We start from the raw sequence: 23,501 nt of genomic DNA, 5'->3' as shown, positions 1-23,501 counted from the left end.
TTTGAGTAATACATAAGGAGAAGTCGCCTTAAAACAACAATAAAGAGGTATGGTGATGAAGCATCAAGAAGCTATTCTGGCGCCTGCCGACATCGCACGTCAGCACCTGGCGCAGGATGGCGAACTACCTAATGGGCTGTTACGCAGTGAAATCGCTGATTCGTGGCAGCGCAGTTTAGCTGCCGGTTTAGCGTGTAATGCTCCGCTTGAGTTAGATAACCCCTCTAAGGATCAAGTTGATGACCTTAAAGCCGCTAACCGCACCCTGATCGAGACTGCACAGCCTGAAGTAGCGCAGTTGGTAGACTACTTCCATGGTGTTGGTGGACTCGTTATGTTGGCCGATTCCGACGCCAACCTATTAACCGTGCGCGGTGATAAGCGCCATATGGACAGCGCGTCGCGTTACGCGCTTGAGCCCGGTGCCAACTGGCACGAGGGCGCTCGTGGCACAAATGCATTGGGTACCGTTGTGGTGGAGAAAGCGCCGATCATGATCAAAGGTCGTGAGCACTTTCTTGATCAGGTTGGGCATCTGTCCTGCTGCTCGGCGCCCATTCATGATACTCAGGGCGGACTGCTCGGCGTGCTCGATCTAACCTCTCCGACAGAGGGGGAGCTGCCGCCCAATCTATCGCTTGTGCAGCAAGCGGTGCGCTCCATTGAGAACCGCATGTTCAGCGGCCAGTTCCAGCAGCAGGTCGTTATCAGTTTACACAGCCGTCCAGAATACCTGCGCTCCTCATGGCAAGGACTACTTGCGATGGAGTTGGATGGCTATATCCAAGCTGCGAATGAACAGGTTTGCCAACTGCTAGGCCGCAAGCGCGAGCAGTTGGTGGGTAAGCATCTTGAAGAGCTATTTGGCGTTAAACCTGAAGCGTTGTTGACCACGCTGCATCGAAAGGGGCGTGGCCAGCTACGGATGCGCAGTGGCGATTTTGTTTGCGAGCTGGTCAGCTTTCCAACGCGTATTAATAGCTATCAAAGTCGCTCGACAAAACCAAGTCCGCCAAAGCGCGAAACGCCCGCGCAATCCACGCTGCAAGCTCCCCAATTAGACGACTTAGCAGGGCAAGATCCTCGTCTTAAAAAAGGTGTGCGTATGGGGAGTCGTGCGCTTTCCCATGAACTGCCTGTCTTAATACAGGGGGAAACCGGAACCGGAAAAGAGGTGATGGCCAAGTCCTTACACCTAGATAGCCGTCGTAGCCAAGGGCCATTTGTTGCGGTGAACTGTGCGGCATTACCTGAAAGCTTGATTGAATCCGAGCTGTTTGGTTACCGCGAAGGCGCGTTCACTGGATCACGTAAAGGCGGCATGATCGGTAAGCTGCAGCAGGCGCAAGGAGGGACGCTCTTCCTTGACGAGATCGGCGATATGCCACTGCCCCTGCAAGCTCGCTTACTGCGGGTGTTGCAGGAGCGGGTTGTATCGCCCCTCGGTGGTGGTGAGGAGGTTGCGCTCGATATCGCTGTGATTTGTGCCAGCCACCGCGATCTTAAAGCATTGGTAGCGGAGGGCAGCTTTAGGGAAGACCTTTACTACCGATTAAATGGTGTTTGCCTACGTTTACCTGCGTTGCGCGAGCGTGCGGATAAACAGAACTTTATTTGTCAGTTTTTGCAGAAGCTTGCGCCAGATGGCCGCCAAATTTCGGTAAATAGCGGCCTGTTCGAGCAGCTTCTAGCATACCGTTGGCCCGGTAATGTGCGCCAATTGGAAACAATGCTTCGTGTTGCGGTGGCGTTTATGGAACCGGATGAACACTGCATCGATCAGTCCCATATCAGTGATGACTTCCTAGAAGAGCTTAACGGCGTACCTCCGGTCGTCCAGCCACAGAGTGATGGGCATACGTTGAAGCAGCGACAACAGCAGCAGATTACCGACATGCTGGCCCGCCATAGCGGTAACATGACAGCCACCGCAACTGCGCTAGGCATCAGCCGTGCCACACTTTATCGACGCTTAAAAGCGGCGCGTGCAGCAACCGACTAATATCCAAAGTCGGGTGCTGTCATGGCACACGTGTTTATGTTTGGTTTGTAACGAACTGTTGCAGATATCGGCTTCGTGGGGCCTTTTCTTGGCCCCAGCCACGTCTTCAGACTAATGGATAACACCCTGAAGCCCCTATTATTTCTGGGTTTATTGGGTTGTTACATTTCGTAAAAATTGAGAAAAAATTTCGACACTTTTCTGCGATCTACTGGCCCGCGTTTATTGGAAGCCTCGTTAGGCTGTCTCTTAACTGTCGCGGGATTGTGTCAGTAAAGAGGCGCTTGAGGCTATGTTCTCTGTTTCCTAAGGCAGCTGCTATAGAAGCTGTCGGCAATCATAAGGAAAATAATAATGCAGGTCTCGAAGCGAGAATATGGTGCTGAGCAGCCATATTGGCCGGCTGGCCCATTTAAGATAAGACTCCCGTTTATCCACTACCGTTGGGAAACGCCTGAGATGATTCAGGGGCTGGTGATGTTCGTCGTTGGATTGGCGATGATCCCCTTGCTGGAAAAATATTTGGGTATGCCTTATGAGGCAGCATTGGCGTTTACGTTCGTCGCAGGGATAGGTTATATCCTGCCAGCTTTGCTCGGCGTACCGCTGGTCCCCGGATGGATCACCCCCGCAATACCTGTGGTGTTGCTGTACCTGAAAGGCTTTGAGCCTGGCCCAGAGGCGATTAAAGCGCTCTTTGCCTTGCAGTTAGAGGTTACGTTTATCTTCCTCTTCTTAGGGGTAACGCGTCTCGGCTCTAAGCTGGTGGATGTGATCCCTAACTCATTGAAGTCAGGGATTATTATCGGTGCAGGTATTGCAGCGATGATGGGTGAACTAAAAGTGGGTGGCCGTATTGATGCAACGCCAATCTCTTTGATTGTTGGTTCGTTGATCTCCGCTTATGTACTGTTTTCTTTGTCGTTCAAGAGCGTTGTTGATGCTAACCCGCTGGCGAAGAAAATTGCCAACTTCGGTATGGTACCGGGCATGATCTTGGCCATGATCGTCGGCTGGGTTGTGGGTGAATACCCGCTGCCGGAGATCGAGTGGGGTATTACACAGCCTGACTTCGCGCTGATGTTCCAGTACTTAACATTCACAGTTGGCTTTCCAGGTTGGGATGTGTTCCTGCTAGCGATTCCAACGGCCGTGATCGCATACGTCATCGCATTTGGTGACATCATCGTTGGCTTTACACTCGTGAAACGTGTTGAAGATATCCGCGAAGACGAGAAGATCGAAGACAGCGTTGACCGTGTACACTTGGTGACTGCGCTGCGTAACGGTATCCACGCGTTCTTGGCACCATGGCCGGGCCTTGCTGGACCGCTATGGACAGCGGCTCACGCAACGGTTGCAGAGCGTTACGCCATGGGCCGTAAAGCGATGGACTCCATCTACAGTGGCGGTGGTACGTTCTGGATGACAGGTCTGGTTGCTCTGTTCATCTTGCCGTTGGTGACGCTGTTTAAACCGGTACTACCTATCGCGCTTTCGCTGACGTTGGTACTGACGGCTTATATCTGCATCATGGTGGGTATGGAACAGCTTAAAAACTCAGTAGAGCGTGGTGTCGCTGGTATTGTTGCGGTAACACTAGCGATGCCGGATCCTAAGTCTACTGTTTATGCGGTGGCGATTGGTCTGGTGCTGTATTTCCTTATTGAGCGTCCTAAGCTTTTGGGTCGCCATAACCCTGAAGATGAAGTGATCTTCGCAGATGGTGAAGAGGAAGCGTCAGCTGCAAAAGCGGCGCAGCAAGCGAAGCAAGCAAAAGAAACGGCATCAGTGGATTAAATCCGCAACGGTGTGTTTCCTTAAGAACCCGGCCATGTGCCGGGTTCTTTATTTCTGGCGCCCATCGCTTCTGCTAAATTGTATGGCTATTCCACTGAGCACGGAGCCATCGACCCATGTCTGCCACTGCACTGAACCGCAGCCAAGAAACTGCGTTATTTAATCCGGTTTTGATCGCCGGATGTATCATTATTCTGGTGAGCTTCGCGATCCGTGCGTCATTTGGACTTTTTCAAATTCCCATTGCAGACGAATTTAGCTGGTTGCGTGAAGAGTTTTCGTTTGCGATAGCGATTCAAAACCTGTTTTGGGGCATTGGTCAGCCGATCTTCGGAGCACTGGCGGAAAAGTATGGCGATCGCAAAGCGATCCTTGCGGGCGCTGCCTGTTATATCGTCGGGTTGGTACTGTCTTCTTTTGCGATTACTCCAGGGCAGCACCAGTTACTTGAGATGCTGGTCGGCTTTGGTATCGCTGGTACCGGTTTTGGGGTTATTTTGGCGGTGGTAGGGCGCGCGGCGTCTGATAAAAACCGCTCACTGACACTTGGTATCGTTACCGCAGCGGGGTCTATGGGTCAGATTGTAGGGCCTCCGCTAGTTCAGTTTTTGCTGGCTGATATGGGTTGGCAGCAGGTGTTCGTCGTATTGGCTGGGTTTGTTGCAGTTTCCATGCTGGCTCTGTTTTATATGCGCGTACCTAAACCTGCGGCAGCAACCCATCAAGATGAACAGATGGGTACTGTGCTTAAACGTGCCATCAAAGATCCAACCTTCGCTTTCATCTTCTTTGGTTTTTTCTCCTGTGGCTATCAGCTCGCCTTTATTACCGCGCATTTCCCCGCATTTATTATTGAGATGTGTAGCGCCGTCGCGCCCGGTAGCATTGTTCAGTCGCTTGGTATCAGCTCGACCTCAACGCTAGGTGCAGTTGCGATCGCGCTGATCGGCTTTTCCAACATTGGTGGTACCGTGTTCGCAGGCTGGTTAGGTAATCGTTACTCCCGTAAATACCTGCTTGCTGGGATCTACTTTCTGCGTACCGTTGTGGCAGCAGCCTTTATCCTAAACCCGATCACGCCAGAATCCGTGATGTTATTCTCAGTCTTGATGGGGGCGTTGTGGCTAGCCACGGTGCCGCTGACATCGGGCCTTGTCGCACAGATCTACGGTTTGCGTTATATGGGGACGCTGTACGGTTTGGTGTTCTTCTCTCACCAGTTAGGTGGCTTCTTAGGTGTCTGGTTGGGCGGGCGTATGTATGACCTGTATGGCAGCTATACACTGGTTTGGTGGGTTGGCGTGGGCTTTGGTGCGTTCTCGGCACTGATTCACTTACCGATCAACGAAAAGCCTTGGGAGAAGAGAGAGTCCGTGGCTGCGGCAGCTTAGATTTCTCGGTCTTTGGCAACACTTGTCGGCTGGATGCTCGGTGTTGCCGAACACGCTTATGCTTATCGGTAGCTGCCATGCAAACTTGTTGGTTTAGCTCCAACTCACATCCGTTGTCAGCATATATCCTACCCCGTAGATGGTTTTAATCAGCTTGGGGTTTTTGGGATCTGTCTCGATTTTTTTCCGTACGCGTGACATGCGCACATCGATACTTCGGTCGAAAGGTGATGCGTTTTCACCGAGTAGCTGATCTCGGGAGAGAATCGTCTTGGGCGCTTTGAGCAGTGCCAGTAGTAGCTCGCTTTCGGCGGAGCTTAACTCCACGGTGGCGTCATCACCGTTGGTGAGGGAAAGGGTGGCGGGATCGTATACGCAGTTTCCAAAGTGCGCTTGTCGTTGGCTCGTGGTTTGGGGCGGTTGCTCGAGCTTTTCTAAACGGCGCAACAAACTATTGACACGTGCCACCAGCTCACGAGGGATAAAAGGTTTAACAATGTAATCATCGGCACCGAGTTCGAGGCCAAGAATGCGATCAGGCACGCTATTGCGGCCAGAGAGGATCATCACGCCCACATTATTTTTGTCACACAGCTGGCGCACGAGGTCCATACCGTCCATGTCGGGAAGGCCCAAGTCGATAATGCACAGTGCTGGCGGCTTGTTTTTAATTGCATAGCCTGCTTGGGCGCCAGTGCTGAAGGTTTGTACCTGATAACCGAACAGCGTGAGCTCTTGTGCGACCAGTTCGCAGATATCGCGCTCGTCATCAATGACGTAGATACTTTTATTATTTTTCATGCACTTATCCATTTGAATACATCAACCTAGCGCAGTGGTATGCGGCGCTTCGGTTGTTCAAAGGCGCGTCTCAGATCTGTGCTATCAAACGGTTTCTCTAGCAAAATGAAGTCTGGATCGAGATTGCCTTTACTATGTTGGTAGGAGTAGCCGCTAATTAAAATGATATGGCTACTCGGATTATGCGTTTTGAGCCACTGCGCCAGCTCAATACCGTTGCGCTCGCCGGGCAGCATGACATCGGACACCATGGCGTAGAGTTCTGGGAGTAGGGGAATTAAGTTGACCGCCTCATCTGCGCTGCCTGCATCGATAACATCAAACCCCATATCAAGGAGCTGTTGGCGCACCAGCTTACGCACATCTGGATTATCCTCGACCAGCAGAACTAATTTTCCTTGGTAACTATTTTCAATCTCTGTGTGAAGGTCGCGAGGGACAGGATCGAGTGCTTCCACGGTTTGTGCAGGTAACAGCAGATGGATACACGAGCCTTGGTCGGCATGGTTTTCAATGCGGATATAGCCACGAGACTGCTTAATGAAACCGTACACCATACTTAAACCAAGCCCAGAACCTGAACCGCCCGATTTGGTGGTAAAGAAGGGCTCGAACGCTTGGTGAAGAGCGGTTTCCGAGAAGCCATTGCCGGTATCGGTGACCGTAATTTCAACGTAACGTCCCGGAGCAACCACCTCGTCGTAGAGGGGGGCGTCGTCAATGTCACGGTTGGCGACTGAAAAGTGAATTTTCCCGCCCTCTGGCATGGCATCTTTAGCGTTGAAAGCCAAATTCACAAGCGCATCCTCGAGCCTACCTGGGTCCACAAATGGCAGTGCATCGAGCGATGTTTGACTGAATTCCAACGCGATATTGTCGGGCAGCGAGCTATGCAGCAGTTGAATCGTCTCTTCGATCAATGCCCCGAGATCGACTAACGAGGGAGACAGCGGTTGGCGGCGTGAGAAAGATAACAAACGGCTGGTAATATCTGCACCACGGCGCGTTGCTCGAATCGCTGGACGTAGGCAGTCTGCTAACGGCTCGTTATCTGTGGCAAAACGGTCTTTGGCTGCATGTAGGTTGCCCAAGATAATGGTGAGCAGATTATTAAAATCATGAGCTAGGCCTCCTGCCATTTGACCCACGGCACTCATTCGGTGAGCTTCAGAGAGCTTCTGCTCCACCTCGCGCTCGTTGGTAATATCAAAGATCAGCAGCAGTAAACCGTCGACTTGGTCATTCTCACTGCCGCAAGGGATACAGGTAAGCTTCTCGATCTTAACCGCTCCCGCTTGGCCTGAAGTGATTTCGTGGACCACGGTCTTTCCCGCCAACGCAGCTTCAAATAGTGGCATGAGTTGATCAAGCTGTGTCTTACCAATAACAGGCCGCAGGTGCTTGCCGATAATCGCCTCTTTTTGCAGGCCTAAACGCTGGGCATAGCCTTGGTTTACAAACAGGTACGTCAATGAGGTATCGAGGTAGAGAATATCGGCCGGTAGTGCATCAAGAATAAGCCGCTGGCGTTCCTCAACTTTAGATAGCTCAACTTTGGCAAGTAGGATGGACTCTGAGGCGATCTCAAGCTCAACGTTCTTCTCAGCAAGTGCTTGAGTACGCTCAGCGACTTTGCTGTCGAGGTTTTGAATCGCATCGCGCAGCCGCTCCACCATATCATCAAAGGTGCGCGCCAGCAGGCCGATCTCATCGTCACGGTGGATGCCGCTTTTAGCCGTAAACTCACCTTGGCTGACACGTTCTGCTGTTCCGGCAAGGCGCATGATGGGCTCGGTGATACCGCGCGCGAAGGCAAATATCAGTAGCGTCAGTAGCGTCAGTGCGACCGCTGAGATCGTGATCAGGCGCTCAGCCAGCTGCTCGGAGCTGCTGCGTAGCTCATCCACATAGACGGATGAACAGATGTACCAATCAAAGCCCGGTAAGTAGCGCACCAGCGATAGCTTCTCGTAAACATAGTTACCCGGATCATTGGGGCGGTCCCACGTGTAGTGCAACTCTTTGCCGGTGTCGGCCACGCGGATCAACTCATCGGCAATGGATTGCTGTGTAAGGGGGTTTACCAAATCCCAAAAGTTTGTGCCGTTGATATTGGGGTTTGGGTGGATCAGCATGTTGGTTTTCGCATCGAAAATAAACAGATAGCCGCTGGTGGCGATCTTAATATCCCGAAGGCCCTCCGTTAGTTCCTGTAACACGCTGTCATGGCTGGTTTTGATCAATTGCTCAAGATCGTCGAGATAGACACCAGAGCCGATAACGATGTTCCATGCCGGTATATCTTTGAAGTAAGAGACTTTATCCAGTAGCTGCTCACCTGCGAGGCGACTCCATTGGTAGCGATAAAACCCTTCCCCCTGCTGCTGGGCCATCTCGACCATCGTACTGATGGCGGGGGCTTGGTCGTATTGGCTCAGCCGATCAAGTGATAAACCATCAAAGCGGGCATCGGGGTGAGCGACAAGGGTGCCTTGGTAGTTCGATGCCCAAATATAGTCGTTGTTTCCGTAGCTTAATGTGCGCAGTGTGTCGAAAGCGCGTGTTGTGGCGCTCTCTTGTGACAGCTCGCCAAGGGCCACTGCGGCACTTAAGCCATCAAGGTAAGACTCTGCCAAGCTGACAACATTTTTGAGCTGTTGCTTACGGGCATCGAGTGCATCTTTTCGGTGCAGCTCAATATCCGTGTGTAATTTGCTGGCCATCGAAAACACGCTATCTAGCGCGATGCGGCTGGCGTTGCGCTCAATCTCGTACACCTTTTCCTTCAGCAGTGGCACTGAATAGAAGTAGATCGTGGCAAATATCGCTGACATGACGATAAGTACGGTGATCAGAAAGCGTCTGACGAGGCGTGAACGGAGCAGCATGTAGGTATATTTACTTATTTTTTTAACATTCGTCCATTCTAACCAAAATGGTGCACAAGTAGAGCGATTGTTACATTTCGTAAGAATTGCGACAAATTAAAGCAAAGATCTTCCCTTTAACTAGCCCTACAGCAGTTTGTTAACTGCCTTCCCGAAAACAAAAACAATGAAGACATCATCTATAAGATGGTGCCAAGGGATAGATTCAGCGCATCGCCACGGTGAGCGATAGCACGAAACCCATCATCGTTGGGAATCCCCTGTGTAGTGTGGGTAACAGCCCTCACAGGAATAGCATTATCCATAAAAACCGAAATGTAGCGTTTGCACTGTGGGCGGGCGCTAGTGGAACAAAGGAGAGGTGGCTCAAATGCATCGGCATGGTTTGAGCTGCTGCTAGTAACAGGAACTAGGTATGTCTTTAACGCACAACATCTACAACCAGTCATTGGAACAGAACCACGCCAACTATGCGGCGCTAACACCTATTAGTTTTATAGAGCGTACGGCGGCCGTTTACCCCAATCGTATCGCGACGATTCACGGTGATACACAGCGCACTTGGGCGCAAACGTATCAGCGTTGCCTCCGTTTGGCGAGTGCCCTGAGCAAGCGTGGTGTAGGTGTTGGCGATACCGTATCGATTATTGCGCCAAACCTGCCTGAGCACTTTGAAGCGCATTTTGGCGTCCCGATGTCTGGAGCGGTGCTTAACTCGATCAACACGCGATTGGATGCTGAAGCGGTGGGTTTTGTGCTGCAACACGCAGAAACAAAAGTGCTAATTACTGAGCGCGAGTTCTCGGCAGTAGCTGCAAAGGCCGTAAAGATGTCAGGCCGTCAGATCCTTGTTATTGATATTGATGATCCGTACTTCGAAGGCGGCGAGTTGATCGGCCAAATGACATACGATGCATTCCTAGAAGAGGGCGATGCAGATTTTACGGCGGTGAAACCTGCTGACGAGTGGGATGCTATCACGTTGAACTACACGTCGGGCACGACGGGCGATCCAAAAGGTGTGGTGTACCACCATCGCGGTGCTTACCTCAATGCCGTGAGTAACATTGTATCTTGGCACATGGGTGAGCAGCCGGTATATCTGTGGACGCTGCCAATGTTCCACTGTAACGGCTGGTGTTTCCCTTGGAGTATTGCAGCGGCTGGTGGCACGAGTGTCAGCCTGCGCCATGTCCGTGCGAACGACATCTTCGATCTGATTAAAGAACATAAAGTTAACCACTTCTGTGGTGCGCCTATTGTACTGAATATGCTGAATGGTGCTGATGACAGCTTGAAAGCCGGCATCAACCACAGCGTAAAAGTCATGACGGCAGGCGCAGCGCCACCGGCGTCTGTTATCCAAGGGATGGAAGAGTTGGGCTTTAGCGTAACGCATGTATACGGTCTAACAGAAACCTACGGCCCATCCGTTGTGTGCGCTTGGCATGATGAGTGGAATGAGTATGACGAAGGTCAGAAAGCTCGCTTGAAGTCACGCCAAGGCGTGAAAGCACCGATGCAAGAAGATCTCATGGTTGCAGACCCAGAAACGCTAGCGCCAGTGCCGCAAGATGGCGAGACCATTGGCGAGATCTTTATGCGCGGTAACCTAGTGATGAAGGGCTACCTGAAGAATCCATCCACCACAGATGAAGCTTTTGCTGGCGGTTGGTTCCACTCAGGTGATCTTGCGGTATGGCATGAAGATGGCTATATCGAGATCAAAGACCGTTCCAAAGATGTCATTATCTCAGGCGGCGAGAACATCTCCTCCATCGAAGTGGAAGATGTGCTTTATCGCCATCCGAAAATCCAAGATGCCGCAGTAGTGGCGCGTCCAGACGAGAAGTGGGGCGAGACGCCTTGTGCGTTCGTCACTCCAGTCGAGGGTGCTGCGGTAACCGCAGAAGAGATCATCGCATTCTGCCGTGACAACATGGCCCACTTTAAAGCACCGAAAACGGTGGTGATGGGTGAGCTGCCAAAAACCTCTACCGGGAAAATTCAGAAGTTCTTGCTACGTGACCGTGCCAAGGAGCTGTAACTGTTTTGTTGTGTACCGTGAAAAGTAGACATTTTTCACATCCCTTTGGCTGGCCGTAAGGTCAGCCGCTTTTCACTCGTATCTTGTTTGTCCACTTGATGTCCTTTTGCCGGTGTGTACCGGCTTCTTTTTTTGCTGCCCTCTTGTAGCTGCCCTGTGCTCCCTATGTGTTGGTTCGCTACGGTGTGGCGTGATGTCGCATGTGGCATTTGGTCACGCTGCAACGCTTGTGTACTTCGCTAAACTCGCCACAAATTTTCATGGCTTGAACCCTTATGAAGTACACCGCTTTAATCCCCTTGGTGCTTTGCGCACCGCTTGCTCAGGCCGATTGGTACTGGGCACCCTATACTGAGACCGCTTCACATCATGGACACGGGCGTGGTGCAAAGCAGTTTGTGCTACACAACGCTACCACTGAACAGCAGCCTGATGTGGCGCTGATCCACTCTGATCTGGTGCGGGAAACGCTCCGGCTTGATGGTAACCGTTTAAAACTGCGGCCAACGGGCAAAAACAACTACCATCTGCTACTCGCCACAGCCAAGGGGCAGCGCTACGAATATGCTGCCGCTCGGTACCTCTACTTTAATGGCCGACCGGTAGATACATCGCCGACCGACTTACTGGCAGCGCCACAAGCCTCGTTAGTGCTCATTCCCGATCCGCTGCCGCGTGAGCACTGGAAATATGAAAGCCAAAAAAGCTATCGGTATCGCGCTACGTTTAACGGTGCGCCGTTGGCTAACCAGCCGGTGTTGGCGACCACCACCTTTGGCTCGACTGAGATATTGCATACCGATGCGTTCGGCGTACTCGAGGTTCATATTCCAGATGACTTTCCTGAGGTAGTACCTGCCAAGCGCGCTACACCACCGGGTGAGCTGAAGCTGTTTATCTCGCTGGAGCGCGGTGGGGTGGACTACCAATTTAGTTTAAGTAGTCGTTATCACGCGAGTGCGAAGCACTGGAAAAGCGCGTCAGCTGGCGCGCTGGTCTTGGGGCTTGGCATGTTTGCCGGATTCGTTGTGAACCGCCGCCTTCCCAGCCATGACCGCCGCCGGAGCAAAGTGAAATGAGCCAACGATTCTCTTTAACGGTGATTCGCCGCAGTGTGCAGCTTTTTATGTTCATTTTCTTGGTCTATGGCGCCTCGGTTGTAGGCTTTTACGCTGCCGATAAAATATCGGGGGCTTTGCCCTCGCTCAGCTGTGCCTACGACCAGATGAATGCGGACTATTGCGCGCTGATCCCGCTACAGCACCAGTTTCATCACCGTCTTGGCGCTGCGGTTGATACCGGAAATGCGTTGCAGATCTTGATGCCGGTACTCACCACATTGGGTACGTTCTTACTGCTGTTTGTCGTATTGAACAAAGCCTTTTGTGGCTGGGTTTGTCCGCTGGGCTTTTTTCAAGAGGTGATGAATATCGTCGGGCAAAAGCTCGGGTTGCGCCGGGTTAATCAGCTCCCCGATGCGACGGTGGATAAGATACGTCCGGTTAAGTGGTTGATGCTGGGCGGTTTAGTGTTTGGCCTCCCCGCGTTAACTAGCCTCGGATTTCTATCGGATGAGTGGGGCGACCCCTTTTGCCAGATCTGCCCGAGCAGAATACTGACCACCCTGATGACAGGCAGTCATGAGCAGCTGTTTGTTGATACCTCAACGCCAAGCTATATGGCGTTATCGATCTTAGGTGATTTTCTGTTTGGTCTGGTTATCGCGATGGCTTTGACGTTGCGCCAGCCTTTTTGCCGCATCTGTCCGATGTTGGCCTTACACGCGGTATTTCGTAAAGCCGGCTTTGCCCGATTAGTAAAAAAGGGTACATCGCGATGTGACCGCTGCGGCCTATGTGCGGACGCGTGCCCAATGGATATTCGTGAGCTGCAAACCGAGCACAACCACACCGATAAAGCACGAGGCATTACGCTGGCCGATTGCACGCTTTGTGGTCGTTGTGTGGAGTTCTGCCCAGATAAAGATGTCTTGCAGCTGCGCTATCTTAATCAACCGATCTTTAGTGCGAGTCCGCGCTATTTCAAGGCGCGTAAAAAAGCCCAAACCCAGTGGGAAAGAGTCAAGCTGGTGGAGATGCCAAAGTCGAAGGTGGAGTCATGAGTACGGAGTGGGTTGAGCTGAGTCTCTATACCGCGGTCTTCTCAGCATTTCTGATCGGTGTGAGCTTTGGAAGTGGGCCTTGTAATCTAAGTTGCTTGCCATACCTTGGCCCCGTTCTGCTCGGCCCTTCTGCCGCGAAGCCTGTAGCGGAGGTGCTGCTCCCCTTTATGGGAGGGCGGTTATCAGGTTACCTCGCATTGGGTGCTGCTGCGGGTGCATTTGGGCAAACACTGCAGCACTACCTTGAACACCCGGCTGTACCGTTGTTTGCGGCCAGTATCACCTTTTGGTTGGCCCTTAAAATGTGGCGTCAAGCGCGCCAGCCTGTGTGTCACTCCGTTTTGCCCAGTGCCGTGCCTGAGCCGCCTGCCAGCAACCTCATCGCAACGGATCGGGCGGTTGAGCCGCGTAACCGCTTGCAGCTCTATGGGTTGGGTTTTTCGCTGGCGTTAAACCCTTGTATTCCTCTGTTGGGGTTGTTGGCGGTGGCTGCACAAAGCGCCAGTTGGTTTTGGGGCGGCGCGGTGGCCTTTGGGTTTGGTATCGGAGCCATTGTGATACCGACACTCTTAGTGCGCTATGGCGTTGCGCTGCTGGGTAAGGAGCTACGCCGTCATTTGGCGCAGTGGCAGTTTGGTTTAACGCGCGTGGGCGCAGGCCTGCTGCTGTTAGTGGCCATTAACACGGCTTGGCGAGGGGTTCCCGCATGATGATGTTTGAGAAAGGTGGTCCCGTCGTGTGGATCCTGCTCGCGTACTCTGTTCTGGGTGTGTCTATTGTGGCAGCCCAGTACCTGCAGCTGATGCTGCGTAAACGCGCTAAGTTGCATCTGCCGATTGAGCAGTGGCCACAAGGGGGTGAGCTGCGCATTGTTGAACAGTTAACACAGGCGTGTGATGCGAAAGGGCACGGCGCCGAGCTGCGGGCAGCGGCTGCACACCACATTTATGATGAAATGCGCCCGATGGAAGCGGGCATCAAAACGGTTTCGTTGTTAGCAAATACTGCTCCGTTGTTGGGACTGCTGGGAACAATCACCGGCATGATTAAGGCGTTTCAGGTTATCGAAAGTGCGGGTGGCAAAGTCGATGCAATGGCACTGGCGGGCGGTATCTGGGAGGCGATGCTGACAACAGGCATTGGGCTAGCGGTGGCTATTCCTTTGCTAATACTGATCCACTTCTGGGAGTCAGCATTGACGCGCTATCACTGGCAGCTGCAACAAGCGGCAGCCTTGGTGCTTAACGACTCAGAGCAAGCGACGCTCTGGCAGCAGGAGAGTATCACGGGTGCAATATAGATCGCCGGTACAACAGACAGCTATCCTTAACTTAACCCCGCTCATCGATATCGTGTTTTTGCTGTTGGTCTTTTTTATGCTGACAGCTCATTTTGTGGAAGAGCAGGTGGTTGATCTGGCGCTGCCGACCGCTGATACCGGTGACGACCTGAGAGCTCAGCAAGCGCACAAAATTACTCTCACTCCCAGTGGCGCTATGTTTCTGGACGGTGAGCCCATTCATGCCAATGTTTTATCGCACCGCTTAACTGCGCTGATGCAAACAAAAGATACACTCGTGCTGCAACTGGCTGCTGATAAGGAAACACCATTTGAGCACATTGTGCAGGTGTTAGATGTGGCCAGAGCGCTGCATATCGATAATTTAGAGATATTAACTGAGCAGTCATGATGCAGTTGCACTGGAAAGCCTGCGGGTTTTTTTGTTCGTTACTGCTGCACCTAGGGCTTGCGTATCTATTGTGGAAGCAGCCCTTATTGGCGGGTGCTGCACAAGCGCCAGCGGCGTCGTTCTCTGCGGTGCGTGTTAGCGTAGCAGCGCCTGCTCCTGTTGCTCCGGCAGTGGCAGCTCCACTTGCGGCAGCCACACCGCCAGAACCTATCATTGAAAAGCCCAAGCCCAAGCCAGCGGTTCAACAAACGCTACCCACCCATACGCAAGTGGCTAGCGGTGCCAATATTGTGGCTAATAAAGTGCAGCACCAGGCAAGTGTGGATGCTGCAAACGAACAACAGCGAGCGGCACCGCCCATAAACCCAAAGGCGCAACGAGATCTACACTTTAATGAGCTAGCTGCACGTATTGATGCACACAAACATTATCCGTCTCGAGCACGGAAGCGAGGTATTGAGGGACGAGTGACTTTTATCGTATCGATTGATGCGTCGGGAAACCTAGCGGATGTTGAGTGGCTCAAGGGTAATCGTTTGTTTTACAAGAGCACTTTGCAGGCGATTCAGCGCTCTTTGCCGCTGCCATCCCCCCTGGGTGCGGTGGCGTATAAACTCACGCTGGTATATCAGTTAAAGTAGTTTGCTAGTGATCAGCTTAAGGCGAGGGCACTCTTTTAGATTCGCTTTTAGCCGCGAGAGTTGATTGTGTGAGATGCGATAAAAAAAGGGAGGTATTACCTCCCTTGCGGTTAAAACTGGTAGCGATAACTCAACATGATTGAGCGCGGTGCACCGGGTGAAAACGATTTTTCGCCGCTCGTATCTTTCTCCACTTCAACGGCATAGCGTTTATCAAACAGGTTTTGAATATTTAAGCTGATATCGTGCGGGCCTGTGGCATAACTGACGTTGAGGCTCGTGACAAAATCATAGCCTTTATATTTCTCTGTATTGGCGTTATCGAGGTAGTAATCTCCCCACGAGTCAGCTTGCACACGCGCTTTGATGCCGGAGGGGTGTTCATAGTTTGCGTTGATGCTGTAGTAATGCTTTGGAATGTAAGGCAGTTGATTGCCGGAACGGTCATGGTTTGTCGGGCGGCCACCGTAAACAATCTCAGAGAACTCATCATAGGTGTAATCACTGTAGGCATAGTTAAAGCCAAGTCGTAATTTACCGGGAATTTTACCCTGCAACACTTGCTTAGAGCCGCTGAACTCAAGCCCTTTTTTATCAGTACTGCCGGCGTTTTGATAGATGCTTTCGCCGTTGGTGCGTACTCGGATGATCTCGTCGTCAACACTGCTGATATAGGCGTTTAGGTCAAACTCCCAGCTAGCAGCGCGGCCTTTAAGGCCTACTTCGAAGCTACGGCTGGTGGGGCTGCGAAGATCGGGGTTGCTCTCTAATTCGCTAGCGAAGGGGACTTGCTCGCCTTGGGCGAGATTACCGAAAAGCGTAAACTGATCGTTGAGTTTGTAGCTAATGCCAACGCGGGGTGAGAATAGGTCGAAGCTGCGGTTAAGTGAGCTATAACCGCCACTGCCCGGTACGGTTACATAGCCGCCCATGCCGTAGTTGTAGCGTGTATCACTGCTCCAAGTGTTTTGCTCGATGGTGATGTGGTCAAAGCGAAAGCCTGCATCAATCAACAGCTTTTCGTTGGGTTGCAGGCTCTCTTGCACAAAGAAGCCCACCACGTTGTTCTTCTCATCTTGCTCCTCTAATAGCTCGCCCGGATCGTTAGATAGCGTGCGAATCACTTTGGGGCCAGCGGTCACGATATCTTGATAGGCGTATTTTTTAGCGCCTAGGTTGCGGTCTTGGCGGTAGGTCATGCCCATCACTAAGTTGTCCTGACCAAGCAGGCTGTGAGGGACTTCAACTTCGAGGTCTGTGCCCCAGATATTCACACCCGGCGTATCGTTGATACCGCCCGTCACTGGGTGGAAGTGGCTCCAGTGGTTGAAATAGAGACGCGGCTTAAAGGTAAAACTGCCCAGATCCATATTTAAACGGCTATTGAAAAAGACGATTTCAGAGTCCCGTGCGTTGTGCTTGAAGGGGCTGTTGTTGTCGGTTTGTTTGCCGGTTTGGCGAAACGCTTCGAACTGCTCTTGCGTCATATCTCCGGGGAGGTTGAGCTGCGCTTTGGTGTAGCTTAGCTCGGTCTCGAGTTCGGTGTAGTCATTGGGCAGATAGCCTGTTTTTATGCTGAGCTGATTCGATTCAAAATCGTTCCAACGGCGCCAGTTATTATCTGACTTGCGGTGCGATGCGGTAATCGCGACTGCGTTGCCTGCCTCCGACATATAAGACTTGCGTGCATGGAGGTTTTTGGTGCCAAACTCGCCTGCGCCGATGCGTAGTTGGTCGCGCCGATCATCGAAAACCGATTTAGAAATAATCTGTATGGCACCGCCGGTCGATCCGGCAGCATAGATATTTCCGGGCCCTTTGCTCACCTCGATCTGCTCGATATCTTGCGTATCGATAAAGTCCATCCGTGTGAAGCTGTCGGGGTCGGTGATCGGCACCCCATCGCGCAGCAGCATCACTTCGCGAATTCCGTATTGGGCCTTTAAGCCTGCGCCACGCACGATCATCCGCGAGCTGTATGCGCCACTGGTCGACTCAACTAAGACACCCGGTGTGCCTCTTAGCGCATCGTTGATATTACCCATGCGCTCCTGCGCAAGACGGCTTTGATCAATCACGGCGATGCTTTCAGGCACCTCAGACGAGACGCGCTCTGCACGCGTGGCGGTCACGGTGATCACATCGGTTGGGCCATCCACAGCGAGCGCTTGGCTGCTGATCAAGGCAGAGATAACAACGCACAGTTGTTTTTTAGGGGTGGGGGTTCCGATCATCTTTTTAACTCCAAGAAAAACTGACCGGAAAATAAGGGTATAGAGGCTTGTAAACAATGTGACATGATGTCACGCGGCAGATTGTCGCAGTGCTGCAAGGGGGTGTTAATACCGTCTTGGAACGCTGGTAATTGCGCTTAATTGTCACCCGATGTGGCGAGTTTCAATTGGTCCACCAGCCACTGACGTCCCGCTTCATTGCGTAATCGAGGGTCTTGAATGAGCGTCATCCGTTGGGTGGGGAACGCATCACTCAGTGCAAAGATTTTTACCGGTAATAAGGTCGCAAATAGCTCCGCCATGCGTTTGGGCAGTGTTGCGAGCATCTGGCTATTGGCAGCCATGCGTGCGCCCGCCATATAGTTACTCACTTTCGCAACCACTTGGCGATGTCGGTTTTGCTGGGCTAACCAGCGATCAACGGCGCTGTCGGCTTGCGAGGCCAGATCAAAAAAGGCGATATGCTCAGCCGCCAAATAGGTTGGCAGATCCAGTGGACCACGATGGTTATAGTGCTCGCTGCCAATCACCACTAAATGCTCCTCACACCAGATATCGATATCCAGATAGCTAGGAGTGGAAAGGTCGCTCTCTAGCCCGATAATCAAATCGACTTCACCACTGGAGAGGCGCTGTAGCGCTCGGTCTTCTGGGATGATGTCGATAGCGATCTGAATATGGGGCGCGCGCTTGCGTAATGTGCAGAACCAGTCTGGAAAAATAACCGATTCGAAGTAGTCCGTTGCTGCCAGCGTAAAACAGCGTTGGCTGGTGGCTGGCACGAACGCGGTGGGGGCTGCGATAGCACGCTCGATGGTAGCAAGCGCGTCGCGTACTTCAGGCAACATCGCTTTGGCACGCTGGGTAGGCTGCAAACCCTGTGGCGTGCGCACTAAAAGAGGATCGTTACAGTGTTCACGTAGTCTTGCTAAGGCATGGCTCATCGCCGACTGGCTGAGAAACACTTTTTCAGCGGCACGGCTGACATGACACTCGCTAATGAGCGCCTCAAACTGAATCAGTAGGTTCAGGTCAAAGTTGTGTAGATCCGACATGCCAGCACTCGTTAATTATCTATTGTATTAATAGTTATATCATCTATATGCATTTCACAGATAGTGGTGAGTGAAGTAGCCTGTTCTCTATTGAGATGACAGGAGCAAAACAATGACAAAACCAACCACACCCGGCCCCGTGGTCGCAGATGCTGACATGCCACTCTATGGCACATTAGGCATGACGTTTATGCAGGTTCCTTTTGTACCGGATCCGGCGCAGTTTAGTGGTGACGTGCTGGTGACAGGCGTTCCTTATGATATGTCGACATCAGGGCGCCCAGGTGCGCGCTTTGGGCCACAAGGTGTGCGTGCTGCATCGGCAAACCTTATTTGGGAGGGCGCGCGTTGGCCTTGGAACTTCGCGCTTGAGGAGCACTTAAACGTTGCAGATACCGGCAATCTGCTGTTTCGTCATGGCGAACCACAAACATTGGTTGATAATCTCACAGCGCACATTGATCAGGTGCTAGCGAGCGGCGCACAAGCACTCACATTTGGCGGAGATCACTACATTACGCTGCCGGTTTTGCGCGCGTACGCTAAAAAGCATGGTCCTGTGGCGCTGGTACATTTCGATGCCCATACCGATACCTACTCAGGGGGCACCCAGTATGATCACGGCACGCTGTTCTACCATGCGGTTAAAGAGGGGCTGGTGGATACGGATCATGCCATACAGGTAGGCATCCGGACGGCATATGAGCACGAAGATCACCCCTTCGAAGTGCTGGATGCGGCGTGGGTCAATGGCCATGGTCCTGATGCGACCCTTGAGCGGATAAAAGCGCGTATCGGTGACAAACCAACCTACGTTAGCTTTGATATCGATGGTCTTGATCCAGCGGTTGCACCCGGCACCGGCACACCAGTGTGCGGCGGGCTATCAATCGATACGGCGCTTAAAATTATCCGCGGTTTGCAGGGCGCTAACCTTGTGGGAATGGATGTGGTGGAAGTGGCACCGGCTTACGACCATGCTGAGGTGACATCGCTGGCAGGAGCAACGCTCGCACTTGAGTACTTGTATGTATTGGCTGCTAACAACGGCGCGGGAGGCTGCTATTTAAGCCGATAAAAAACCACCTGCCATGGGCAGGTGGGGAAATGAGGACGTACCTAAATACAAGCGGGGTAACGTGCGGTTAACCCCAACAGGCAGGCACAGAGGTTGGGCCGTGATCAACGGCTGAATCCTGAGACCATCACCATCATAGCGAGGCAAAACGGTTGGCCAGAGAGCCAACATCGCCTCGCGTATGAGTCCATCCCCTCACATACCTATTCGGGTGTATAGTGCGTCGGTGCGGCGCTATATAGTCTGTCAGTTAATGATGCCAAATTTATGCAGGAGTAAGACGTAATGAAAAGTTATCAGGAATGGGAAGCGCTACGCAGCGAACTGCGCTTTCGTGAGGGCGCGTTCATTAACGGTGAGTTTGTCCCAGCCATCAGTGGCGAGACCTTCCCCTCAGTCAATCCTGCAACGGAAGAGGTCTTGGTTAATGTAGCCAGCTGCGACACAGCAGATATTGATGTGGCTGTATCCCATGCCCGTGCGGCGTTTCAGTCGGGTGTATGGTCGCAGATGGCGCCACGTGCACGTAAAAAAGTGTTGCTACGTCTTGCGCAGCTACTCGATCAGCACCGAGATGAGCTAGCACTGCTCGATACCCTTGAGATGGGTAAATCAATTTCTGAGATGGTCGCCATCGATATCCCTGATACGATCGACTGCTTCGAGTGGACAGCGGAGTGCATCGACAAAGTCTATGGCGAAATCGCACCAACGGGCGTGGATACCCTGGCGTTGATCAGCCACGAGCCGTGCGGCGTTGTGGGCTGTATCACACCTTGGAACTACCCTTTGATGATGGCGGCGTGGAAAGTGGCACCGGCGTTGGCGGCAGGTAATAGCGTCATTCTAAAACCATCGGAAAAGTCAGTTCTCAGCTTGCTACGCTTGGCGGAGCTTGCGAAAGAAGCGGGTATCCCTGATGGCGTATTCAATGTTGTGACAGGCTATGGTCACACTGCGGGTAAAGCGTTGGCGCTGCATCAGGATGTCGACGTATTAGCCTTCACCGGCTCGACGCGTGTGGCGGGGATGCTCATGGGCTACGCTGGCGAATCCAACATGAAACGAGTGTGGCTAGAGGCTGGCGGTAAGTCGCCAAATCTAGTATTTGCCGATGCAGACTTGGATAAAGCCGCACAAACAGCAGCCGTTGCCATCTTTGGCAACCAAGGCGAAGTGTGTATCGCGTGCTCGCGCCTGTATGTTGATGCATCGGTTAAAGATGAGTTTGTCGAAAAACTGGTGGCGGCCGCTAAGCGTTTTCAGCCGGGTGATCCGCTCAACCCAGCAACAACGATGGGGCCTTTGGTGGACAAAGCACAGCTGGACACGGTTGCGCGCTATGTAAGTTCCGCTATCGAAGAGGGTGGCCGTGTACTTTTGGGTGGCGTACCTGAGCACCAAACAGGCGAAGGTTTCTTTGTTGAGCCGACCATCATTGATAACGCACACAACGGCATGACCTTTGTGAAAGAGGAGATCTTCGGCCCTGTGCTTGCGGTATGTACTTTTGAAACAGAGGAGGAGGCGATTCGCCTAGCGAACGATTCCCAGTACGGTTTGGGCTCTGCTCTGTGGACCGAAAGCCTCTCGCGTGCTCACCGTGTAAGCCGCCAGATTCAAGCCGGTATGGTGTGGGTAAATACATGGGGAGAGGGCGATACCACGGTTCCGTTTGGTGGTGTGAAAGCATCGGGCAATGGCCGTGATAAATCGCTACATGCCTTCGAGAAATACACCGATGTGAAAAACGTCATGATCCGTTTGTCGTAAGACCCATCAAGCCCCTGCAAGACGCAGGGGCTGCTCTTAGCATTTACATCCCCTCGTAACTGCCGTAGCATCTTTGGTATCTAGCGTTATTTAGCGACTGTATCTATCTGTTGATTCGCCCATGCTGAAGTCCTTTATCCATATACTCACGTTGTGTGCCTTACTGTTTGCCCCTATCGGCCAGACAGTCGCGCTGACGGCTATGGTGTGTCAGCAAGCGGATAGCCACGCCGAAATGATGGATCACTCTCAGATGGCAGAGCATCACGCTATGCTGCAGAGCAACGTGATGGGAGAATCTGCCCCCGACTGCTGCCAAGCTGATGAACACTGCCCTGCGATGTTTTGTGCTGCGTTATCTGCAGCTTACGCTGGGCCACTGCGCTTTGAAATCGAACGTGCTGCCTTGCTATCGCAGCAGCATTTAGCGCAGCCGCGCGATACAGTTCAGTCCCTCTATCGTCCTCCCATTCTTACCTAACACAGGGAAAGTGCGCCCTGATTTTGCGCACTGCCGCTTTTTCCTGTTTTTAGCCCGTTCGTTGTAATGGGTTTAGCCCAGAATATCTGGGGGTAAGATTATGCATTTCAAAAAACTCTATCGATGTGGAGCGCAGCCTCAGCTGCGCTTACGCATGTCCAATATCTCTTTCTATAGCCAAGGTCTTTATGGCTCTGTGCGCTGCTTACTTGGTGCTGGCTTACTAGTGGTGGCGTCAATGGCCAAAGCGGATACTCCGCTGACGCTGAACGATGCGGTAGCGATATCGTTACAAAACGACCCTTGGCTGCAGGGGAGTCTTTATCAGCAGCAGGCGATGCTTGAGCGAAGTGTCGCGCTCGGTGCCCTACCTGATCCGCGATTTTCCGTAACGCTGGCGAACCTGCCAACCAATACCGCTGATTTTAACCAAGAGGCGATGACACAGTTAAAGTTCGGCGTGACCCAGTTGTTACCTCGCGGGGACACTCTGTCTATCAAACAGGCCCGCCAAGAGGTGGCTGCTTCAAAGCAGTCGTTCTTGCGTGATAACCGTAAAGCACAGGTAGAACGCGATGTATCGCTGTTATGGCTCGATGCGATCAAAGCTGATAAGACAGCAGCCCTGATAGAAAGCGAGCTGCCATGGGTCGAAAAGGTTTTAGACGTTGCTCGGAGTAACTATGCCTTTGGCATTGGCGCGGCTCGCCAGCACGATGTTGTTCAAGCGCAGATGAGCGTCACACAGCTACAAGAGCGCCTGCTACGCCAGCAGCAGAGTTTGAGTGCTGCTTTGGCCGGCATAACTCAGTGGTTATACCCAGCGGCCTTGCCCGCCTCGGAAAGATTCGTTGGCCACCTGCCGGATAGCTTACCAGCACTTGAGCGGCCAACCCCTCCTGAAACAGATGCTCAGCGCATGGACCTTTTACGCCAACACCCTTTGTTGAGAGCGGCTGGTGTCGATCAGCAGGTGAAAGCGCAGGATATTGCGCTGGCACGCGAGCAGTACAAACCCCAATGGGCTGTAAGTGCTGGATATAGCTATCGGGATGATGCGCCCAATGGCCCCAGCCGTGCAGATCTGTTTTCAATTGGCATCTCGTTTGATCTGCCGCTATTTGCGAGCCAGAAACAAGATCGCAACGTGGCTGCATCCATCGCAGAGAGTGAAGCGGTGAAAACAGAAGCGGTGCTGCTTATGAACCAGATGCAAAGCGCCATGCATAGCGAGATGCGCACATTGGCGAGTCTAGAGAAGCGGCATCGGCTGTTTGAGCGCACGTTATTGGCGCAAGCGACCAGCCTTGCTGAGCTCACATTGAACGCTTACACCTTGGATGACGGCGAGATCTCTGCGGCATTGCAAGCTCGAGTGACGGGTATGAACACACGCATCGCAGCGCTGGATATCGCCGTTGAACGCTTAAAAAGCATTGTAAGACTCAATTATCTGCTCACCCAAAGCGGTGCAGAGCGAGTGGGCGAGTAAGGAGA

Annotated in this window: 19 protein-coding genes; 14 read left to right on the top strand and 5 right to left on the bottom strand. The window is 52.4% G+C overall.

Features of this window, described 5'->3' with window-relative positions; genetic code table 11:
* Nucleotides 1-55: 55 nt before the first annotated feature.
* From EOE65_RS15785 to EOE65_RS15775, 3 genes are all read left to right on the top strand, one after another.
* Nucleotides 56-2,002, top strand: a complete 1,947-nt coding sequence (locus EOE65_RS15785) for a sigma-54-dependent Fis family transcriptional regulator (RefSeq protein ID WP_127695491.1) — start codon at nt 56-58, stop codon at nt 2,000-2,002.
* A gap of 354 nt (nt 2,003-2,356) precedes the next feature.
* Complete coding sequence (locus EOE65_RS15780; RefSeq protein WP_127695489.1) at nt 2,357-3,802, top strand: solute carrier family 23 protein; 1,446 nt, start codon at nt 2,357-2,359, stop codon at nt 3,800-3,802.
* 116 nt (nt 3,803-3,918) lie between these two features.
* Nucleotides 3,919-5,193, top strand: coding sequence for an MFS transporter (locus EOE65_RS15775; protein WP_127695487.1), 1,275 nt, complete (start codon nt 3,919-3,921; stop codon nt 5,191-5,193).
* Nucleotides 5,194-5,286: 93 nt separating this feature from the next.
* Here EOE65_RS15775 and EOE65_RS15770 read toward each other — a convergent pair whose 3' ends face one another.
* The 3 genes from EOE65_RS15770 to EOE65_RS18375 form a co-directional block, all read right to left on the bottom strand.
* Nucleotides 5,287-5,994, bottom strand: coding sequence for a response regulator transcription factor (locus tag EOE65_RS15770; RefSeq protein ID WP_127695485.1), 708 nt, complete (start codon nt 5,992-5,994; stop codon nt 5,287-5,289).
* A gap of 26 nt (nt 5,995-6,020) precedes the next feature.
* Nucleotides 6,021-8,882: a cache domain-containing protein gene (locus EOE65_RS15765; protein WP_127695483.1), complete on the bottom strand. Its 2,862-nt coding sequence runs from the start codon at nt 8,880-8,882 to the stop codon at nt 6,021-6,023.
* Between the two features lie 179 nt (nt 8,883-9,061).
* Nucleotides 9,062-9,187 carry a hypothetical protein gene (locus EOE65_RS18375; RefSeq protein ID WP_276317531.1) on the bottom strand — a complete coding sequence of 42 codons (126 nt, stop codon included), beginning with the start codon at nt 9,185-9,187 and terminating at the stop codon, nt 9,062-9,064.
* 110 nt (nt 9,188-9,297) lie between these two features.
* On the opposite strand from EOE65_RS18375, the gene EOE65_RS15760 reads away from it, so the two are divergent.
* From EOE65_RS15760 to EOE65_RS15730, 7 genes are all read left to right on the top strand, one after another.
* Complete coding sequence (locus EOE65_RS15760; protein ID WP_127695481.1) at nt 9,298-10,929, top strand: acyl-CoA synthetase; 1,632 nt, start codon at nt 9,298-9,300, stop codon at nt 10,927-10,929.
* Nucleotides 10,930-11,204: 275 nt separating this feature from the next.
* Entirely contained in the window at nt 11,205-12,008 is an 804-nt protein-coding gene (locus tag EOE65_RS15755) for a hypothetical protein (RefSeq protein WP_127695479.1), read from the top strand.
* Nucleotides 12,005-13,051 (top strand): 4Fe-4S binding protein, encoded by a 1,047-nt coding sequence (locus tag EOE65_RS15750; RefSeq protein WP_127695477.1) that lies wholly within the window; start codon nt 12,005-12,007, stop codon nt 13,049-13,051. The genes EOE65_RS15755 and EOE65_RS15750 overlap by 4 nt, the downstream gene beginning before the upstream one ends.
* Nucleotides 13,048-13,761: a sulfite exporter TauE/SafE family protein gene (locus tag EOE65_RS15745; RefSeq protein WP_127695475.1), complete on the top strand. Its 714-nt coding sequence runs from the start codon at nt 13,048-13,050 to the stop codon at nt 13,759-13,761. Before EOE65_RS15750 ends, EOE65_RS15745 begins: the two co-directional genes overlap by 4 nt.
* Nucleotides 13,758-14,351 carry a MotA/TolQ/ExbB proton channel family protein gene (locus tag EOE65_RS15740; protein WP_127695473.1) on the top strand — a complete coding sequence of 198 codons (594 nt, stop codon included), beginning with the start codon at nt 13,758-13,760 and terminating at the stop codon, nt 14,349-14,351. The genes EOE65_RS15745 and EOE65_RS15740 overlap by 4 nt, the downstream gene beginning before the upstream one ends.
* Nucleotides 14,341-14,742 carry an ExbD/TolR family protein gene (locus EOE65_RS15735; RefSeq protein WP_164847130.1) on the top strand — a complete coding sequence of 134 codons (402 nt, stop codon included), beginning with the start codon at nt 14,341-14,343 and terminating at the stop codon, nt 14,740-14,742. The genes EOE65_RS15740 and EOE65_RS15735 overlap by 11 nt, the downstream gene beginning before the upstream one ends.
* Nucleotides 14,739-15,383 (top strand): energy transducer TonB, encoded by a 645-nt coding sequence (locus EOE65_RS15730; protein ID WP_127695469.1) that lies wholly within the window; start codon nt 14,739-14,741, stop codon nt 15,381-15,383. Before EOE65_RS15735 ends, EOE65_RS15730 begins: the two co-directional genes overlap by 4 nt.
* A 110-nt stretch (nt 15,384-15,493) precedes the next feature.
* On the opposite strand, the gene EOE65_RS15725 is transcribed toward EOE65_RS15730, so the two are convergent.
* Nucleotides 15,494-17,617: a TonB-dependent receptor gene (locus EOE65_RS15725; protein ID WP_127695467.1), complete on the bottom strand. Its 2,124-nt coding sequence runs from the start codon at nt 17,615-17,617 to the stop codon at nt 15,494-15,496.
* Between the two features lie 137 nt (nt 17,618-17,754).
* Nucleotides 17,755-18,672, bottom strand: coding sequence for a LysR family transcriptional regulator (locus tag EOE65_RS15720; RefSeq protein ID WP_127695465.1), 918 nt, complete (start codon nt 18,670-18,672; stop codon nt 17,755-17,757).
* A 112-nt stretch (nt 18,673-18,784) separates the two neighbouring features.
* On the opposite strand from EOE65_RS15720, the gene speB reads away from it, so the two are divergent.
* The 4 genes from speB to EOE65_RS15700 all read left to right on the top strand — a co-directional run bounded on the left by speB (nt 18,785) and on the right by EOE65_RS15700 (nt 23,496).
* Nucleotides 18,785-19,750 (top strand): agmatinase, encoded by a 966-nt coding sequence (speB, locus tag EOE65_RS15715; protein WP_240657018.1) that lies wholly within the window; start codon nt 18,785-18,787, stop codon nt 19,748-19,750.
* Nucleotides 19,751-20,035: 285 nt separating this feature from the next.
* The gene (locus EOE65_RS15710; RefSeq protein ID WP_127695463.1) at nt 20,036-21,523 is read left to right on the top strand and encodes an aldehyde dehydrogenase; all 1,488 of its coding nucleotides are present in this window, start codon (nt 20,036-20,038) and stop codon (nt 21,521-21,523) included.
* A gap of 121 nt (nt 21,524-21,644) precedes the next feature.
* Nucleotides 21,645-22,004: a hypothetical protein gene (locus EOE65_RS15705; protein ID WP_127695461.1), complete on the top strand. Its 360-nt coding sequence runs from the start codon at nt 21,645-21,647 to the stop codon at nt 22,002-22,004.
* A 100-nt stretch (nt 22,005-22,104) separates the two neighbouring features.
* Nucleotides 22,105-23,496: a TolC family protein gene (locus EOE65_RS15700; RefSeq protein ID WP_127695459.1), complete on the top strand. Its 1,392-nt coding sequence runs from the start codon at nt 22,105-22,107 to the stop codon at nt 23,494-23,496.
* Nucleotides 23,497-23,501 lie beyond the last annotated feature (5 nt).

Origin of the sequence: Neptunomonas marina, assembly GCF_004005935.1 — a bacterium.
Classification (GTDB): domain Bacteria; phylum Pseudomonadota; class Gammaproteobacteria; order Pseudomonadales; family Balneatricaceae; genus Neptunomonas; species Neptunomonas marina.
Note: the sequence above shows the minus strand (reverse complement) of the source record. Positions and strands in the feature narration are given on the sequence as shown.

Bases quoted from the DNA above. Each gene is read 5' to 3' on its own strand.
- EOE65_RS15785 (WP_127695491.1), top strand. From the start codon at position 56: ATGAAGCATCAAGAAGCTATTCTGGCGCCTGCCGACATCGCACGTCAG.
- EOE65_RS15780 (WP_127695489.1), top strand. From the start codon at position 2,357: ATGCAGGTCTCGAAGCGAGAATATGGTGCTGAGCAGCCATATTGGCCG.
- EOE65_RS15775 (WP_127695487.1), top strand. From the start codon at position 3,919: ATGTCTGCCACTGCACTGAACCGCAGCCAAGAAACTGCGTTATTTAAT.
- EOE65_RS15770 (WP_127695485.1), bottom strand. From the start codon at position 5,994: ATGAAAAATAATAAAAGTATCTACGTCATTGATGACGAGCGCGATATC.
- EOE65_RS15765 (WP_127695483.1), bottom strand. From the start codon at position 8,882: ATGCTGCTCCGTTCACGCCTCGTCAGACGCTTTCTGATCACCGTACTT.
- EOE65_RS18375 (WP_276317531.1), bottom strand. From the start codon at position 9,187: ATGGATAATGCTATTCCTGTGAGGGCTGTTACCCACACTACACAGGGG.
- EOE65_RS15760 (WP_127695481.1), top strand. From the start codon at position 9,298: ATGTCTTTAACGCACAACATCTACAACCAGTCATTGGAACAGAACCAC.
- EOE65_RS15755 (WP_127695479.1), top strand. From the start codon at position 11,205: ATGAAGTACACCGCTTTAATCCCCTTGGTGCTTTGCGCACCGCTTGCT.
- EOE65_RS15750 (WP_127695477.1), top strand. From the start codon at position 12,005: ATGAGCCAACGATTCTCTTTAACGGTGATTCGCCGCAGTGTGCAGCTT.
- EOE65_RS15745 (WP_127695475.1), top strand. From the start codon at position 13,048: ATGAGTACGGAGTGGGTTGAGCTGAGTCTCTATACCGCGGTCTTCTCA.
- EOE65_RS15740 (WP_127695473.1), top strand. From the start codon at position 13,758: ATGATGATGTTTGAGAAAGGTGGTCCCGTCGTGTGGATCCTGCTCGCG.
- EOE65_RS15730 (WP_127695469.1), top strand. From the start codon at position 14,739: ATGATGCAGTTGCACTGGAAAGCCTGCGGGTTTTTTTGTTCGTTACTG.
- EOE65_RS15725 (WP_127695467.1), bottom strand. From the start codon at position 17,617: ATGATCGGAACCCCCACCCCTAAAAAACAACTGTGCGTTGTTATCTCT.
- EOE65_RS15720 (WP_127695465.1), bottom strand. From the start codon at position 18,672: ATGTCGGATCTACACAACTTTGACCTGAACCTACTGATTCAGTTTGAG.
- speB (WP_240657018.1), top strand. From the start codon at position 18,785: ATGACAAAACCAACCACACCCGGCCCCGTGGTCGCAGATGCTGACATG.
- EOE65_RS15710 (WP_127695463.1), top strand. From the start codon at position 20,036: ATGAAAAGTTATCAGGAATGGGAAGCGCTACGCAGCGAACTGCGCTTT.
- EOE65_RS15705 (WP_127695461.1), top strand. From the start codon at position 21,645: ATGCTGAAGTCCTTTATCCATATACTCACGTTGTGTGCCTTACTGTTT.
- EOE65_RS15700 (WP_127695459.1), top strand. From the start codon at position 22,105: ATGCATTTCAAAAAACTCTATCGATGTGGAGCGCAGCCTCAGCTGCGC.